At 55.1% G+C, this 16,023-nt stretch carries 19 protein-coding genes and 1 pseudogene; 4 read left to right on the top strand and 16 right to left on the bottom strand.

Annotation, left to right across the window (positions count from 1 at the left end; genetic code table 11):
• Positions 1-178: 178 nt before the first annotated feature.
• The 14 genes from ACRYA2_RS02930 to ACRYA2_RS02865 form a co-directional block, all read right to left on the bottom strand.
• Positions 179-622 carry a hypothetical protein gene (locus ACRYA2_RS02930; RefSeq protein WP_433624053.1) on the bottom strand — a complete coding sequence of 148 codons (444 nt, stop codon included), beginning with the start codon at positions 620-622 and terminating at the stop codon, positions 179-181.
• The gene (locus ACRYA2_RS02925; protein ID WP_433624051.1) at positions 619-2,316 is read right to left on the bottom strand and encodes an ATP-binding cassette domain-containing protein; all 1,698 of its coding nucleotides are present in this window, start codon (positions 2,314-2,316) and stop codon (positions 619-621) included. The genes ACRYA2_RS02930 and ACRYA2_RS02925 overlap by 4 nt, the downstream gene beginning before the upstream one ends.
• On the bottom strand, positions 2,303-2,833 hold the full coding sequence (locus ACRYA2_RS02920) for a hypothetical protein (protein ID WP_433624049.1): 531 nt from the start codon (positions 2,831-2,833) through the stop codon (positions 2,303-2,305). Before ACRYA2_RS02920 ends, ACRYA2_RS02925 begins: the two co-directional genes overlap by 14 nt.
• Before the next feature lie 90 nt (positions 2,834-2,923).
• Positions 2,924-3,067 carry a hypothetical protein gene (locus ACRYA2_RS02915; RefSeq protein WP_433624047.1) on the bottom strand — a complete coding sequence of 48 codons (144 nt, stop codon included), beginning with the start codon at positions 3,065-3,067 and terminating at the stop codon, positions 2,924-2,926.
• A 293-nt stretch (positions 3,068-3,360) separates the two neighbouring features.
• Positions 3,361-3,633 carry a hypothetical protein gene (locus ACRYA2_RS02910; protein ID WP_433624045.1) on the bottom strand — a complete coding sequence of 91 codons (273 nt, stop codon included), beginning with the start codon at positions 3,631-3,633 and terminating at the stop codon, positions 3,361-3,363.
• Positions 3,617-3,808 (bottom strand): hypothetical protein, encoded by a 192-nt coding sequence (locus tag ACRYA2_RS02905; RefSeq protein ID WP_433624043.1) that lies wholly within the window; start codon positions 3,806-3,808, stop codon positions 3,617-3,619. The genes ACRYA2_RS02910 and ACRYA2_RS02905 overlap by 17 nt, the downstream gene beginning before the upstream one ends.
• On the bottom strand, positions 3,801-4,040 hold the full coding sequence (locus ACRYA2_RS02900; protein ID WP_433624041.1) for a hypothetical protein: 240 nt from the start codon (positions 4,038-4,040) through the stop codon (positions 3,801-3,803). The genes ACRYA2_RS02905 and ACRYA2_RS02900 overlap by 8 nt, the downstream gene beginning before the upstream one ends.
• A gap of 11 nt (positions 4,041-4,051) precedes the next feature.
• A complete protein-coding gene (locus ACRYA2_RS02895; protein ID WP_433624039.1) occupies positions 4,052-4,570 on the bottom strand; it encodes a hypothetical protein in 519 nt (172 codons plus the stop codon).
• Positions 4,570-4,782, bottom strand: a complete 213-nt coding sequence (locus ACRYA2_RS02890; protein WP_433624037.1) for a hypothetical protein — start codon at positions 4,780-4,782, stop codon at positions 4,570-4,572. The genes ACRYA2_RS02895 and ACRYA2_RS02890 overlap by 1 nt, the downstream gene beginning before the upstream one ends.
• A 339-nt stretch (positions 4,783-5,121) precedes the next feature.
• A complete protein-coding gene (locus tag ACRYA2_RS02885; protein ID WP_433624035.1) occupies positions 5,122-5,289 on the bottom strand; it encodes an HNH endonuclease in 168 nt (55 codons plus the stop codon).
• Positions 5,235-6,071 carry a hypothetical protein gene (locus tag ACRYA2_RS02880; RefSeq protein WP_433624033.1) on the bottom strand — a complete coding sequence of 279 codons (837 nt, stop codon included), beginning with the start codon at positions 6,069-6,071 and terminating at the stop codon, positions 5,235-5,237. Before ACRYA2_RS02880 ends, ACRYA2_RS02885 begins: the two co-directional genes overlap by 55 nt.
• 766 nt (positions 6,072-6,837) lie before the next feature.
• Positions 6,838-7,221 (bottom strand): hypothetical protein, encoded by a 384-nt coding sequence (locus ACRYA2_RS02875; RefSeq protein WP_433624031.1) that lies wholly within the window; start codon positions 7,219-7,221, stop codon positions 6,838-6,840.
• Between the two features lie 231 nt (positions 7,222-7,452).
• Positions 7,453-7,926: a hypothetical protein gene (locus ACRYA2_RS02870; RefSeq protein WP_433624029.1), complete on the bottom strand. Its 474-nt coding sequence runs from the start codon at positions 7,924-7,926 to the stop codon at positions 7,453-7,455.
• Between the two features lie 227 nt (positions 7,927-8,153).
• On the bottom strand, positions 8,154-9,404 hold the full coding sequence (locus ACRYA2_RS02865; protein ID WP_433624027.1) for a hypothetical protein: 1,251 nt from the start codon (positions 9,402-9,404) through the stop codon (positions 8,154-8,156).
• A 451-nt stretch (positions 9,405-9,855) separates the two neighbouring features.
• On the opposite strand from ACRYA2_RS02865, the gene ACRYA2_RS02860 reads away from it, so the two are divergent.
• Entirely contained in the window at positions 9,856-10,392 is a 537-nt protein-coding gene (locus ACRYA2_RS02860) for a rhomboid family intramembrane serine protease (RefSeq protein ID WP_433624025.1), read from the top strand.
• Between the two features lie 140 nt (positions 10,393-10,532).
• Here ACRYA2_RS02860 and ACRYA2_RS02855 read toward each other — a convergent pair whose 3' ends face one another.
• Positions 10,533-11,546, bottom strand: a complete 1,014-nt coding sequence (locus ACRYA2_RS02855; protein WP_433624023.1) for a GNAT family N-acetyltransferase — start codon at positions 11,544-11,546, stop codon at positions 10,533-10,535.
• Positions 11,547-11,997: 451 nt separating this feature from the next.
• Here ACRYA2_RS02855 and ACRYA2_RS26615 point away from each other — a divergent pair.
• A pseudogene (locus tag ACRYA2_RS26615) lies at positions 11,998-12,920 on the top strand (DUF7972 family membrane protein).
• A gap of 106 nt (positions 12,921-13,026) precedes the next feature.
• Here the strand turns inward: ACRYA2_RS26615 and ACRYA2_RS02840 are convergent.
• On the bottom strand, positions 13,027-13,944 hold the full coding sequence (locus tag ACRYA2_RS02840; RefSeq protein WP_433624017.1) for a helix-turn-helix transcriptional regulator: 918 nt from the start codon (positions 13,942-13,944) through the stop codon (positions 13,027-13,029).
• Between the two features lie 146 nt (positions 13,945-14,090).
• Here ACRYA2_RS02840 and ACRYA2_RS02835 point away from each other — a divergent pair, with 146 nt between their 5' ends.
• On the top strand, positions 14,091-15,638 hold the full coding sequence (locus ACRYA2_RS02835) for an FAD-binding oxidoreductase (protein WP_433624015.1): 1,548 nt from the start codon (positions 14,091-14,093) through the stop codon (positions 15,636-15,638).
• 91 nt (positions 15,639-15,729) lie between these two features.
• Positions 15,730-15,924 (top strand): cold-shock protein, encoded by a 195-nt coding sequence (locus ACRYA2_RS02830; RefSeq protein ID WP_113275558.1) that lies wholly within the window; start codon positions 15,730-15,732, stop codon positions 15,922-15,924.
• Positions 15,925-16,023: the final 99 nt, after the last annotated feature.

Here is a 16,023-nt window from a genome sequence, read left to right as displayed (position 1 = left end):
GATTTCGTGGTCTATGTCACCAGAGACCACGAATCTAACGTTGGTTATGGCGGATTGACGGTGCGTCATTACTTGCTTACTGGCTGCAGGTTGCAACGCCGTATGCCACCAATTCCCATGCCCAGCACAAAAATACTACCGGATGTAGAGATCGGCCATCCTCTACTGCTAAAACCAGCTATTCCAATTCTTTCCGCATCGGATTATCTTTCGCCTTTTGTACATTCTCGCGCTCCACCATCTCGTTCGCGCTCTTGTCACCATGTCGTTTGACGGTGCTGGAGATCCGTTCCTTTGTCTGCTGAAAAGCTGTATCGAGCCGTTCTTTTGCTCGTTCATAACCGCTCATATACCGCTGCCCCTTCTCCGTCTCCTCTATCTCATGTGGTTCTTCATCGTCGTCAACCTCTATTAGCCCAAGATCTTCGTATTGCTGCATTGTCTGCGAAAGACCTGGGTCATATGGACCTCGCTCCTCTACGACGAAATCAAGAGACGATTCTTCGGTTTCTTCGTCAACATAGTTGAACAGTAATTTATGGTATTTTGCTCGGCCTTCAATTCGTCCGTCTGACTCATGGAGCATCAGCAATCGAGGGTGGTGGGTCTCGTCGTCAGTCATTCGTAATCCTCCCACGTGAGCTGGATGGGCATAGTCTGTAACGGCTCAATTTGCGATGCATCGAAATATGACTGGATCTCCTCATTTGATGTCGTGATAAGGAACTGTAGATCGGAGTTGTGAATGAACTCAATAGCGCTCTCCCGGTTATCAGGTTCCAAATTCGCAAAGGGTTCATCTAGAACCACTACATCGAAATTGTCCTCTGTGTCTGTCGACGTCTGTGCGATCGTGTAAGCGAACGCGATGTTCAGGAGTCGCCTTTCTCCTGTACTCAATTGAGTATAACTTCGTGGTCCCTCGTTTCCAGGTAGTTGAACTGAGCCGTCTGATTCGATACGAATCTCTTGTCCAAGGTCTCCAGCAAGTCCCTGATAGTTGGTAGACCAATCCTCTTGGAAATCAGTGATAACCTCTTCGAAACTTTCCTCCTGCAACTCAGAGATTTCTTGAGTAATAGCTTCGTGAGAATCTTCTAACTCTGTTAGTGTTGCTTCGCTGGATTCAATCTCGTTCTCTAACTGGTCCTTCTTTTCCGTTAGATGATCAACCTCGTCTCGGTGTTGCGCTAATTGCTTTTCCGTCTCTACTGCGACCGCCTCAAGGTCGTAGTCATTCTCTTCGAGTGTATACCTCGTAAGATCGTTCAGGTCAGACAGATCCGGTACTGACGACTGTATTGATTCAATTTCAGCTTCGATTTCTGATTTCTCATCTTGAAGTGCCTCGATTTCTCTTTCCAAGGACTCAATCGTATCGTCAGCAGTTTCTACTTTTTCGCGGAGATCTGATTTTAGGTCGTCAAGAGAGCGTTCTCGAGCACAGTGAGGACACTGTCCATTTCTCAGACGCCGCTGTGCAAGATCTTCTTCGACCACATGGTCGCAGACAGGACAGACAAGTTCATCGATCGCCTCAAGGATGATATCGTTCACTTGATTCGTATAGCGTTGTTCCTCTCGTAGTTGCCGTTTTTTCTTACGTAGATCCTGCTCAATAGTTCGCTTTCGCTTATAGAGATCCTCCAACTGGTCATTAAGCTCTTCATTGTCCAGCAGACGTTGCTTTATCGTCTGAATCCGTCCTGTTTCGATTAGATCTTGAAGATGCTCGATTTTCTCTAATCGTCGTTCGTATCGCCCAACATCAATCTCTTCTAGTTCGCGTTGTCTCGGATTAAGTTCGGTTCGTGTAACTTGCTCAATTTCAAGTTCTAGCTCTTCTCGTTCTTTTGTAAGCTCTTCAATCTCGTTCTGGAGAGTACTGCTTTTGAGTCTCCGAATCCGTGTGAGAAGCTCTTCGGTAGTGAGTCTGGCGAGCGGAAGTTTGTCGGTCTCTGAATGGACAAACTGGAGTTTGACGAGATTTTCTGCTCCGACTATTTCTTGAATCCGTGTTTCGACGGTATCCTTCTCATAGGTTTCCTCAGTATCTGCGTATTCGCGTCCTCCGCTTCCTCGATCAAGGTGATGCCCGTTGTCAAAGTGTATTTGAACGGAGCTTTGTCGTCCAGGTGAAACACTAAAAGTGCCTTTTGGGCCGTAGAGGCCGTACAGGAGTGCATTCACTGTTAGTGTTTTTCCCGAGCGGTTCCCGCCTTTGAGCAGAAGTGTTTCACCCACGATGTCGTCTTTGGCGATTTCTGGATAGTCGTCGATCGCGAACTGATCGATGTGGAGTCTACTGATTTTCATATTTTGCTTTGTATGGTTCAACGATGTCCCGTGCCAGGGTGTTCATCTGGTCGATTGATCGACGGCACAGCCACTGCAGTGCAAGGATCGCAACAACACAGCCAATTACGGCACCGATGAGGTTGCGGATGTAGAATCCCAAGATTGGAGCCGTTACGGCGATGATAAAACCAGTGAGGATAGAGATATTGTTCTGGTATGCACGGCGATCGAAGTCATCAACACTTGTTTGGATGTCTTCGTTCGCGGCGTGATAGAAGTGATCCTCTCCTGTGAACGCATGAATATACTCGGTAGCACGTTTGAGCTCGCCTCCTGCCCAAAAATCGACAAGAATAGTACTGTATTGTTCCGCAAGGAACATTACGAGGATGGTCGGTAGGACCACGAACGATTTGTAGACATGGTTCTTGGGAAACACCAGGTGAATTCCGATGAGCGTGTATATTGTGAGGAAGATGGCACCCCATCCGCTATCCCAGATTTTCGTTGCGATCCGCATGACTAGTGATGTCATCGAATATTCTTACCAGGACAACATAAAATCTAGGGTTCAACTCCAGGCGAGATAACGTAAAACTCGATCACCTTGATCGAGTGGCAGTACCTATTCGTCACCCGAATCGGATTCGTACTGCTCGATGAACAGCTCGATTCCACAGGTTGCTACGTACTTGCGGCTGAACCCGTGTTCGTCACAAAACCGTTCGAACCGTTCGCGGAGTGCGTCCTCATAGCTCGTTGTTGCCATCTTATTCACCTCGTGTTCGTTGTTCCTCCTCCAACGCGGGTGCAACCACGGAGGAGTCTGAGGAACGCGGTGGCCCATAGTATTCCGCACCGCAGTTTGTGCAGTAGTAGGTCGCCGGTTCGCCCGTGTTCGGCTCTTGAATGTCGAGCGGCTGGTCCTCACACTCGGGACAAATCCGGGTCACTGGTGTTCCACCTCGTCGAGTCTGAATGGTTCGAATGGGCTGTACTCGGCCAGCCAGATACCGAACACTGTTCCCACAGCGAACCCGAGGACGGCAGCAGTCTCGGCGGTCACACCGGATCACCTGCTTGCTGGTAGAGCATTTCGGTGTCGTTTGCCTCGATCCACTCGTGATACGACGGTATCCGCCAACGAGGAGGGATCACCAGTTGCATGTAGTACATCGCAAAGATCATCGGCAGGAGGGCAACCGACACCAGTACAACGAAGATCACCAAGGGGAACGCTACTGTGTTCGGTGGGTCTATGTCCTGCATCAGTCCCTCTATGCCGTCTATCCACACGTCAGCCACGAACCTGTAGCCGTTAATCAGCGCTACCACCCTCAATTCGCTGGTTGACCTCAAGATAGGTGATGATCTTCCCAATATACAGGCTTGCAATGCTGATAGCGGCGACCGTACCGGCCGGAGTAGTACCGTACTCGGATGACACTGCCGCCACTACGAGCAGCATTGCGCCGATCCACGAGTAAAACACGAACCCGGTCTCATCCACCGTGCTCACCGCGGTTCGAGATGATTACTTCGTATGTTTCGATCTCCCTGCAGGAATCGGCGTCCCGCCAGTTCGGAGACAGTTTGTCCAGTAACTGTGCGAGATTCTCCAAGCCCTCCTGTCGCTGCTCCTCAGGCAGATCGCTATCCTTGAAATCATAGTAGCCGCCCAGGAGATGTTCGACGATAGTCCACCGTTCCATCTGATCCAACGCGGCATCGTCGTCGCTCATCGAGTTCACGCTCATTCGATCACCCTCACGTCCATGTAGTGGCTTCCGGTTCGATCCACTTCCAGAAACTCACTGGTGTCCAGTGTTTCGAGAATAAGATCGGCCTCAGCAGGTTCGGCACCGGTTAGAACGATGCTGGCTACACGGTGTGTATCATCACTGCATTCACTACTGTCGAGATTACGTTCGTCTCGATCCAGATTCCGTACGTTGACACTGCCGTTCTCGGGATTGACGCGGTACTGGGCTGCCATCACCGGGTACCGGCACTTTTCAGCACCGATGGACTGGATCACCAGTTCCTCGTCAAGCACGCCGGTCAGTTCCTTCAGGAATTCGCTGGTGCACTCGTCCATGCTCATGTCGTCGGTAAATACCTGGAACGGTGAGCGCCCCCAAATGACGAGTTCGCCGTCCTCTGTGATATCGGCCTGTGGCCGCACATCATACTCGTCAAGCAGGAATTGTGCTCCTTCTTCATCGGAGAGTGCGGCACCGTTTGAGGCGGTGACAGCGTTGAGATTCACCATTACGCAGCACCTCTGAGGCATTTCACGGCGTAGTCATCGACAAGCGTATCGACAATGCATCCGTTGCACGATCCGCGTTCTCGGGACTTGACCTCTTTTTCGCTGGCAGCGATTACGTATGTTTTCTCGACGTTGAATCCGCACTGACCGCATTTCACGCGGCCAGTTTCGTCGTCTGCTTCGTCAAAAACACGTACTTTGGTTGCACCCATAATCATCAAACCTCCACCTATTTACAGTATTATAAACTTTAAATGAATTACTATTAGTAATTATCTCTATCGCAGTATCCGAACGTCTCAATCTCCCACCTAGATGAAGACAGTATTCCGTATGATGCGCATCCTTCAGTCCGGCTTGACCGCGTCGAGTACTCTCATCTACGCGGTGGTGAGCCCCAAATATAGGGGTCTAACTGCGGGATTGAGGCGATAGATTCTGCTACCTATTTCGATTCCAGTCGCCACTACTGATAATATTAGGCAGTTTAAGGATTCACAGGGAATTCCATTGCAGAGTATCGATGAAATCTAGCTGGCAGTCTCATCTACTCAGCAGTAGCTTGTGTCGGGGTCTTGTCCTAGCTGTTCTTTGAGTTTCTGGTTTAGTTGAGTTCCATTTTCCCCGTAATGAACTCTCCGGTGGCACGTTGGGCAAAGAGCAATCACCGTCTCAGGACTATCTTCTCCGCCTTTTCCAAGCTCGTGGACGTGATGCACCTCAAGATATGGATCTCCATCTTTATTTTTAAACGGAGCTGCATCACCGCACCACTCCATTCTCCTGCCGCACGTTCCTTAGCGTATTCCTTGACAGCTTTTGAACGTGAATACCGCGAGCGCGAAGCTTCTACTTCTTTCATAGGACTCTCCGATGCGTCATCTTCTGCTTTCTGACGAAGTTTCTCTAGATCTCGAGTTTCCTCATCGAGGTTTCCCGCAGTCAAATCTTTATCAACAGATGTCTTGTCATATTGGCCAACACCAACTTCCTCCAAAACCTGTTTCTTCCATTCTTCAAAGTTAGCGGGAGTTGAGTACGGGGCAGCTCCAATCAGCTCTGAGCGGTATCGACCTTTATGCTCAAAACTTGAACCACGGAGTTTTATTCTGATATTTTGACCGGGTTCGATGTCGTTGGTTGATCCATAGACAAGTATTTCCTCTGGGAATCTTGAATCGGATACAATTACATTTCCACTTCCACTGATTCGGTCAACATTTCCTATTATCTCACCGGAATAACTTTCAGGAATAAAATTGTTGCATATCCAATGGATATAATTGCCTGTGAATAATGATTGGTTGAGACAAACAGCAATAGCGTTATCCTGATCCGTTATTTGTTGAATTTCCGCTGTAACTGTTTCTCCGATCAAATCTTTAACCATCGGACCGAGAATAATCTTCTTCTCGCCGTCCAACTCTGCTTCCCCCTTGCCAGAGTCGTTAAGACGGTTAATAGTGACAAGAACGATATCGCCACATTCGACCAACGACATATTACGATCTATCAATTTATATCATAAGATTCTATCTTAATGAGAATGACTAGAAGACCCATAGTTGGTCATAGAATCGCTATACTTTGTCTAGGTCATCTGGACTGAAGTAGAGATGTCTGGCTGCTCTCCGTGGTTAAACACCTACTTTTCGATCGCTGCATTAATATTAGCGAGCTCATTTAAGTCGTCCTCACGGACCCGGATTACTTGTGCCGGCCCGCCCCTCGAAGTGAGATCAAAGACACGCTCATCGCTGAGACGGCGATCGAAAACGAGTACAAGTTAGTGACTCACGATGGTGAGTTGCGATATCGTGTAAACAATGATACGCCGGGAACTGCGATTTCTATCGCTGAGTTCCAATCCGAAATTGAGGACTGAGATTACTTGGAGATGGAGCAAGGAGTTTTTGATACCGTATATCGGCGGAGAACTCTTCAACCGAAAAATTTCGGTGGCTCTTAGCTGTGGTCACCGTATTCTGTCACCTTCCGGTACAGCTCCAGGTCAATCCGTTTCCACATCTCCTGCGTTTAGTACTCTCTGCTAGTCCTCTGCACTTCCCCCCAAACTCTGGGTCGGAGACACCGTTACCTCGGTTTCGTCGTCCGCTGATTAGACCAAGGCATCGTGGTCTTTCAATTCCGCCCAATTAGCAGGATTTGATCCCGTCAATTAGCATTATCACTATCACCCTAGTTTTTCTGTTCCTGGACGAGTTCTACTATCTTGCATCACTGGTGCGGCAACGCGCATTGTTCTTCTATTCAAGTCCTTTGAGTGCTTCTACTCCTGGTTCTGCGATCACTGCAGCTAACCCACTAAACAGGAATGTAGCGAAAACACCGGCGAATGGATCTAGTCCTGTCGCTGCTTCAATCGGCCCACTGAACTGTTGGATCATCGCCACTCCGAGAAGAGAGGCCACAATTACTGCACTGAGAGAGGGTAGCTGGCGATGTACCAGTAAACTGGCTGTCAGCACTCCGGTTACAATACCGACGGCAAGACCAGCCTCCCATGGAATTACTTCAGTTAATCCTATTGACACACGAATCCAATTAGCTGCAAGGTGGCCGAGAACTGTTCCACCACCTGCCACCAAGAGAAATACTGCACTCTCTGGTATAGCGTCAAAATCAACCATAAGTAAAAGGTGTGAGTAATACTTTAAATAAATTATTCTATATTTAATATTGAAGAAGTTCTGCGCGGAACGTCTTACCGCGGAATCGTTTTTCGCAGCAGGAAATGGGACTGTTCGCGCATGGTTTTGCGTTCCGGGTTTCCACCCACTGCTCCGTCGCCATGAGTACATACTATGTAAGAACAATTAAATAATTGATCCAGCCGACCACCCGCAGAAAGTGAGGCGTCACTATTCGTCGTTGCTATCCACTAACTTCCAGCCCCAGCCGGGTTCGTACTTAACCTTGTTCTTCCCGGCCATCACGTACAAACCGCTTTCAACCTCTTTCCGAACCCGATTATCCAACACACCACACTCTACGACCTCCTGCATGATCTCAGACAGCGTCTTATACGTCTCCTCCAAAAACAACTCGAGATACTCCGGATCACTCAATTCCCGTCGGAAACGCGGCGTCCCCTGCTCGTTCTCAAGCCGCCGTTTCATCGCCTCAACCTGCGCCTCCAATTCCTCGATGCGTTCTTCACTCCTCCGATCCGTAAGCACACCGTGTTGGCGGTACGCCCGCGCCTCCTGAATTAAGATGTAGAGATACTTGGAACGGCTGCTGAACCCTTCATTGGCGGCCTCTTCACTCCACATATCGCGTTCGTTCTTGCTGCATGTGAGCGCGACCTGCGTTGAGTTCTCGGCCAATCCCATCGATTCTTCCCATTGGGGTCGATCGGTCATCATACATTAGATAGAGTGGCCAACTCTTGTATCAGCCGTGGGACCCTCTATCGTACTGTCGATCCGCCACAGATGTAGCGATCTGCCACAAACGTGTCAACTGATAACAGTTTCGTGCCGTGGGAGTGCCGAGGCCATCGAATTACTAGTACCACTTCTCTCAGGAAAACCGGAACATTTGAATTCGGGTGGGAAGGTTACGGTCGGTCGTGGAACAGTGCGAGGTGGCTGACGATGATCCGACTCTCGAGCCCGCCCGCCAACGCGCCCGAGAGCACCCCGATGGTGCTGATGAACGCACCGGTCCGGACGAGATCGATGAAGCCCACGGTCGGCTCCTCCAGGCTCGGCCAGTTGGACATCAGGTTCGGCGGGAAGACGACCAGTTCGATGACGAGGATGATCGCCCACACGAGCCCGAATAAGCCGACCATCGCCAGAAGGAGGACGAAAAAGACCGTGACGTTGACCAGGGCCGTGTGTTCGGTGACGATCCGATGTCGCTTCCGCGGGAAGGAGAGGTTCTGGACGAACAGGAGGTAGAGCGTTGCAGTGAAGATACTGACGGCCGCGAACAGCGCTGCCGTCACGTTAGTCATGTGGAAGCCGACGTCCCAGGATTCGGCGCTAAAGACGATGACGAGCGTCGGTGCCAGCGCGGCCGTCGACAGCTTCGGTAACGAGAGCGGCAACAACGGTGCCCGGCTGTTACCGAGCGCCTGCAGGATCCGTCCGGGGTTTCGGACGGCACTGGCCGCGTGGAAGGCCAGCCGCTCTACCGGACCGCGTGGGCGGGCCTCGGCCGCGGAGAGCTCCGCGGCGATCCGATGGAGATACCGCTCGACGTCCGCGTCGATCGGCGGAACGGCCCGTCGATCCGGATCGAACTGGAACGGCTCCATGACGCCCCCGTCGGCGTCGCGATGACGGGCGCCCAGCATATGTCCGACGAGGTGGACCACGAGCGTCGCCGTATTCCAGCGGACGGCGTCGTCCTCGAGCGAGCGTCGAGGTTCGTTGCGGGGCGCACTGCGGAGGTTGTTCGTCGAGACGATCGCGACGCGAGCGAGCGGCGACGCCAGTCCGGGGACGAACCGCTCTTTGCTCGAGACGAGCGGAACGTCCGTCACGACGAGGATCAAGTCGTACGGCCCCTCGACCATCTGATGCGTGGCGCGGTCGAGGAACTCCGAGGGCCGTCGCTTGTCGTGGTCTGCGAGCGGTACCGCGTCCTCGAGGTAGAACCGCCAGGCGACGTCCGTAACCGACGCGAGTTCGTCGACCGTATCTTCGGCAGCTTGCGTCGCAAACGACTGGAGCCGCCCCGGGTCGGTTCCCGGCGCGTGCGCGACCAGCACCCCCACGTCGATCTGCAGCCCGATTGACCCCTCGCACTCGGCCGCCACTAGCGTCGGACTGTCGCGGTCGCCCGATCGAGAACGAGACATCGTCTGACGGTTCATCGTGGACGTTCTTAACGGCTGGTGGCGACGTCTCCGTGTGAGTATCGTGCGACAGACCGCCCAACTATGCCGAATTCGAAGCGTACTGCTAGCGCGGTGCCATCGCGTTCGATTCTGTCCGAATACCACTTGCCGACGTGAGTACGGATGGATTCGACTGAGCGGTACGAGTACACCGTCTCCGTTCGAGTGCCGAGGTCGAACTATTACCGAGAATCCGCTTTCCATCGGATGATTATTATTTTATATGCCCGCCGGTGTATTCTGTATATTAGAGAATGTCTTGGAATCTGTCGAAAGTAGCATCCTACTTTCATAACACTGTACTTCCTTCTCTATCGAATTCATCGGTATAGCCAGTCGGTTCCGGAATCAAATTATAGCGACGATTACCCTGACAACACTGCTCGTCGCAATCTTCCAAGTAGAGGCCCTCATGGCCAACCTATTAGGCTTCTCCTCAGTACAACCATTGTTAAATTCTCTTTCCAGAGAAACCAAAATCTTCCTCGCAGCAACAGTCGGTCCATTCATACACCAGGGATCTGACCATCTAACCGACAATATCAGTGTCCTGCTTGTTGCTGGGGCTTATCTAGAGTATGAATGTAATCGTAATTCCCTCTACGGCTTCTACCTGGGAGTTGGATACCTTGCAGCTTGGGCCCCACTCACGCTCGGCTTCACTGGAGCTGTCGGTGCAAGCGGCGTAACCTACGGACTCACCACTTGGTTACTTGTTCACTCAATTAGCCGGCCTTTGGAAGTGGCGTACGATGGCGCTATTGACCGGCGAATACTCCACTTCGCTCCCGTCTTCTTCGGTCTCGTAAAGGCAAGAGAGACAGCCGCAATTCTCAGCATGATGGACGGAGCCGACGACGTCACGCACTTTTTCGGAGCGTTTGTCGGCCTACTTCTGGGGATATATTTCGTACTGGACTACCACGACATCCAAATTACCAACCTGTAGATGTCGAACTCGATTTAGAACCCCTCGCTGACGATATTGGTGAGCTGGTCGCTCGCTATGACCCCAACAAGTATCCGGGGATGTACCTCCGATTCGTGGAAGATGCGCCGCTGATTACTGTCTACCGAACGGAGTACGAGCTACGTCTCGACGGCATCGAGGGGGACGGACATTCGCTGTCGACGTGGTTCGAATCCGAGCTTCTCGTAGTACGCCATCGCTCGCTCGTTGTCCACTTCCACTCCGAGCGAGAGTTGGACACAACCCTCCTCACGTACGTATTGTATCGCCCGCGCGACGAGGTGGTCGGCGAGTCCCGACCCTCTGTAGGAGGGGCCGACGTACAGATTTCCGACGAACAGCCGTTCCGGCGGGTCGAGGAACCGGTCGCTCGGTTCGAGCCCGGCGTTCAGCCAGCCAGCGAAGACGGCGTCGATCTCGTCGAGGCCGACTGTGGAGTCCTCGACGTCGTCGAGAGCCACCCAGCATCGCCTGTCCGGGACGTCGTACCCGTCGAGGAGATCCTCGACCAGCGCGTCCCGGTCGAGGTCCGGACTGAGATGCTGCTCACCGACGGCATCACCCAGATCTCGCCAGAACGGGAACCAGCACTCGTCGACGAACCGATCCACGATGTCTTCCTCGACGCGAACCCGGCGGAGATGGACGGACGAGTGATCACCGGTCATCGGTTCACTGTCGCTGGCTTCTAGCGTGACGTCCTGCAGCGGCACACGCATCCCGAGGCCCTGGACCTCGAAGCCGAGATTCTCGTAGTAGGCAATCGCCCGCTCGTTCTCGATTGCGACGTCGAGCGTCAGCTCTTCACAACCGTCCTCCCGCGCCTGTTGCATCGCGCGTGCAATCAGGTCGTCGGCGAGTCCCGACCCACGGTAGGACTCGTGTACCCAGAAGTCACTGACTTCGAGCCTGTCGGGCCAGTCGAACTGCTGGGGAGACGGGCCGAGACTCGTCCGCACGAACCCGGCGAACGTCGCATCGACCGTCGACAGTGGCATCGTCGGGTCGTCAGCGTCGTCGAGTGTGACCCACAGACGGGTCGATGTCGAATCGAGCAGGTCGAGGTGGAACTCTACTACGTCCTGTACATCAGGGTCGTCGATCAGAGAATGCGCGGCGACGGTTTCGCTCAAATCCTCGTGGTAGGGTAACTAGCACTCCTCGACGTAGCAGCGTAGATCTGCCGTTTCGTTGCGAACACGACGAACCTGCATACGGACATGTCATATCGACCAATCATGAGCATTGGGGTGGTTCGAGTTTGGTTCCTTGCACGGGTCTGTCGGATTCACGATGACGACGGTGAACCTGAGTACTGTCTCAGCTCCGTGGCCAGCGTTCCATCCCCGGTCCTCGAAGAGAAGCGGACGAACGTCGATGGGCCGTGTTATCCTCGGGAGCCAAAGAGTAATTAGAGTACGTCGGGTACGATTGCACTGACCGATTCGATGTTCGTTATCTGGCTCTCGGAATCCGACAGGGAGGGTTGACCTCGTGTCTTCCGAGGATTGGCCCGACGGTCCGGTCCGCCGGCTGGTTCAGTGGGTCCTCCTGTACGGGGATCAACAGGCGCTCACGCTGGTCATGCTGATCGTCGTCTTGTCGCTGCTCCTGATCGTTGGGAGTGCCTGGGAGTTCAAGATGGAGCGACTGGTCACGGAGACGCGGGCGGTCCAGACGCTGTTCAACACGCTACTCGGTGGAATCATCCTCTTCGTCTCCGTCGTGCTCTCGATCAACACCGCTGCCCTCACCCAGGAGTTCGCTCCTCTCCAGGTCAAGCTGTCACGTATCGAAGATTCCATCGAGTTCCAGATCGAACTGGAGGAGCTCGTTGACGACGGCGTGAGCCCGGCCGGACTAGAGCCGTTCCTGGGGTACGTCATCAGGGCGATTCGCTCGGAAACGACGTCGCTCCGAGACGCGACGCCCGCACCGATAGCGAGCGGGCGAGAGAAGATCTGCAAGCCTTCGTCTGCGACGTTGACGCACAACTGTCGGTGATCGAGGATCGCCTCCGGAACACCAACTCCCGTCTGTCGGTTGTCTTGCTGAGCAGTCTCGACTACCCGTACGCCCGCCACATCAACATGGCCCGTCACCTAGAAGCCGTCCACGACTCCGAACTCTCGGAATCGGACCGCGAGTCGCTCGACGCGCTGCTTCGAACGCTCACGGTTCTCGCGTCCGGCCGCGAGTACTTCACGACGCTCTACTTCAAACGAGAGCTTCGGGATCTGTCAAGCAACCTCCTCGTCCTCTCGCTTCCGGTGATCGTCTTCACTTCGTACGTGCTGCTCGCGATAGACGCCGGACTCTTCCCGCAGACGGAACTCCCGGCGGTCGAGCCCCGGCTCTTCTACGTCGATATCGCGTTCGTCGTTGCGCTCTCGCCGTACGTCCTCCTCAGTTCGTACATGCTTCGCATCCTCACCGTCTCGAAACACTCCCTCGAATCGACCGTCTTCACGCTCGACTCGGATGCCGAACCGGGATTCGACGGGTAGACGCCGCCCGGCGGTCGTGGTAGTTCTCGAACGGAACGCGATCTGTCAGCGTGATCGATTTCGGCACGGGAGGGGTTGTACGACGCTTCGTCGCACGCCGGATGTCCTATTGGCGCATCGGATCGAATCGTTCGTCGTCGAGCGGTTCGGAATCTGCTCTGACCGACGCGTAGACGCGTTCGGCCCACTCGCGGGCGATGGGCGATTCGGTGTCGACGAACACCTGCATCATGCCCGTCGCTTCGTCGTAGCCGCCGATTCCGACGCGCTCGTCGAAGATGGCGAGTCCGTACGGGAGATCGTCGCGCGTCCGGAGGGCCAGGTGTCCGCCGTCGACCGCCTCGGTCGCCTGCTCCGGATAGGTCTCGAAGAGCTTGTCGACCGTTCGCGGGAGGTAGATGATCTCGTTGTCGGTTCCGTCGAACACCTGCTGGTGGAACTCGCCGAGGACCAGCGGCGCCATGTGCGTCGTATTGAACCCGCGGAAGGTCTCCGACTCGCCGACGAGTGAGACGAACCGCTCGACCGGCCGATACGGATCGTCCGGTTCGGCGACGGTAACGGTCGCGTCGACGAACGGCTCCACGACGAACTCCTGGTGGTCCTCACAGATGACGTCCAGAAGCGGTGCCAACCGGTGGACGGTTCGAACGTTCGCCTCGAACCGGAGTACCTCGTCGGCGACGGCCTCGCCACGCCCCGTCAACTGGAGCCGGCTATCGACCTTTTCGACGAAGCCTCGTTCGTCGAGCCACTGCGTCAGGCGGTGGCTCGTGGCCCGCGAGATATCCAACCGTTCCTCGATCTCGCCGCGGTCGAGCGACTCCTCGCGAAGCGCTTCGAGCACCGGCCCGTGTCGCACGATGTCGCCGAGCAGGTCCGTATCGACGCGGTCGCCCGCAGCGTCCAGTCGCTGGCCGAGATATTGCCGGTTCCGTGCATTCTCGAGTACCGTCTCCAGTATCGCCGATCCCGGCGGCAGAGCCGGGTCGTCAGGATTCGTTTCGTCCTCCTGGGGTCCCATGGGAGTCCCTCTATCGAGAGACGGTAGCGAGGACAATAGTTCTAGCTGGCACGAGCTGAACCGCGTCTCACGTGGTGAACGCCGTTCGCGACGTCGAACTGTGCTCGATAGATGAGGCCAACACTCCCGCAGTCGTCCGATATGGTATGATACAGCACGTCGACGACGAACGAATCGAACAGTTCGAAGCGGGGTTGCGCGGTGAGCTGATTCGTCCCGAGACTCTCGGATACGACGACGCCCGCGCCGTCTGGAACGGGATGATCGACAAGCATCCTGCCCTCGTCGCGCGATGTGCGGGCGTCGCCGATGTCATCAATGCAGTGGAGTTCGCGCGCGAAACAGAGCTTCTCGTAGCGGTTCGCGGTGGCGGGCACAACGTCGCAGGCACGGCTGTCTGCGACGGCGGCCTCGTCATCGACCTCTCGGAGATGACCGGCGTTCGGGTGAACCCCGAGACGCGGACGGCGTGGGCCCAGGCCGGCGCCACGTGGGCGGACCTCGACCACGAAACCCAGGAGTTCGGTCTCGCGACGCCAGGCGGGGTCGTTTCGGATACCGGTATCGCCGGGCTGACCCTCGGCGGCGGCATCGGTCATCTCCGCTGCAAGTACGGCCTGAGCTGTGACAACCTCCGTTCGGTCGAACTCGTCACGGCCGACGGCGAGTTCGTGACGGCCAGTGCGGAAGAGAACGCCGACCTGTTCTGGGGGCTTCGCGGTGGCGGGGGCAACTTCGGGGTGGTCACGGCCTTCGAGTACGACCTCCACCCCGTCGGCCCGGAGGTCGCGACCTGCCTCGTGTTCTATCCGGGCGACCGGCTGACCGAGGTGTTGGGGGCCTACCGCGAGTTCGTCGCGACGGCCTCCGAGGAGATCAGCACCCTCGTCTTCGCCGGCGAACTCCCGGACGAGGAGCTGTTCTCGGCCGACGAACTCCACGAGCAGAAGTTCGCGATCATGGGCTGCTACGCCGGCCCTGCCGCCGTGGGCGAGGACGAACTGGCGCCACTGCGGGAGTTCATCGAGCCGATAGCCGATTTCAGCGACACGATGCCCTACGCCGAGTTCCAGCAGCTTCTCGACGAGGAGTATCCCGACGGAATGCGCTACTACTGGAAGTCGCTCTATCTCGACGGTCTCCCGGATACTGCCATCGACCGAATCGAGTACTGGGCCGACGCCGCACCCTCCCCGCTATCGACGGTCGACGTCTGGCAGCTCGGTGGCGCCATCACGGACGTCGACGTCGAGGAGAGCGCCTTCGCTGGCCGGTACTCGCCGTTCCTCCTCGGCGTGGAGGCGAACTGGGAGGATGCCGCGAACGACGAGGCTAACGTCGAGTGGGTTCGCGACTGCCTCGACGACATGCGCCAGTTCTCGGACGGATCGGTCTACCTGAACTTTCCGGGATTCCTGGAAGGAGGCGACGACACGATGCGGACCACGTTCGGGTCGGCATACGACCGGTTGGTCGCACTGAAGGACGAGTACGACCCGACGAACCTGTTCAGCCGCAACCAGAACGTCGCGCCGTCCGGGAGCGCACGGACCGATGGTAGGGGTCGGCCGGGAAACGTCGAAAGTACGCCGGGGGAGGAACTGTGGATACCACGGGACTTCCCGCTCGTTGTGACTGATTGGGCACTACTTCCAGGTGAATCCCCTTTTTCTCGTTCATATTTCCGAAAATAAGCGGTGTGAACGGACATTCGTCTTAGAAAATCCTGATTTAGAGCACAGATTCGGAACCCTTAACCGTGTACCCGGCTTTGGTTTAGTTGCAATGGCAAACGGTAAGGTTGATTTCTTCAACGACACGGGCGGCTACGGTTTCATCGCGACTGAGGACTCTGACGACGACGTATTCTTCCACATGGAGGACGTTGGCGGCGAGGACCTTACGGAAGGGACCGAGATCGAATTCGACATCGAACAGGCCCCCAAGGGCCCGCGCGCGACGAACGTCGTCCGCGCATAACTAGGATTTCGCACCGTCGCCACGAGGCGACGTAGCGTTACTTCGTTTCTTTCGACGTACTACTACCCGGGAGCGAGAGCTTCGAACGTCGCTCTCCGA

It is taken from the genome of Halomicrococcus pelagicus, assembly GCF_050954125.1.
This window is presented reverse-complemented; position numbering and strand designations above follow the sequence as displayed.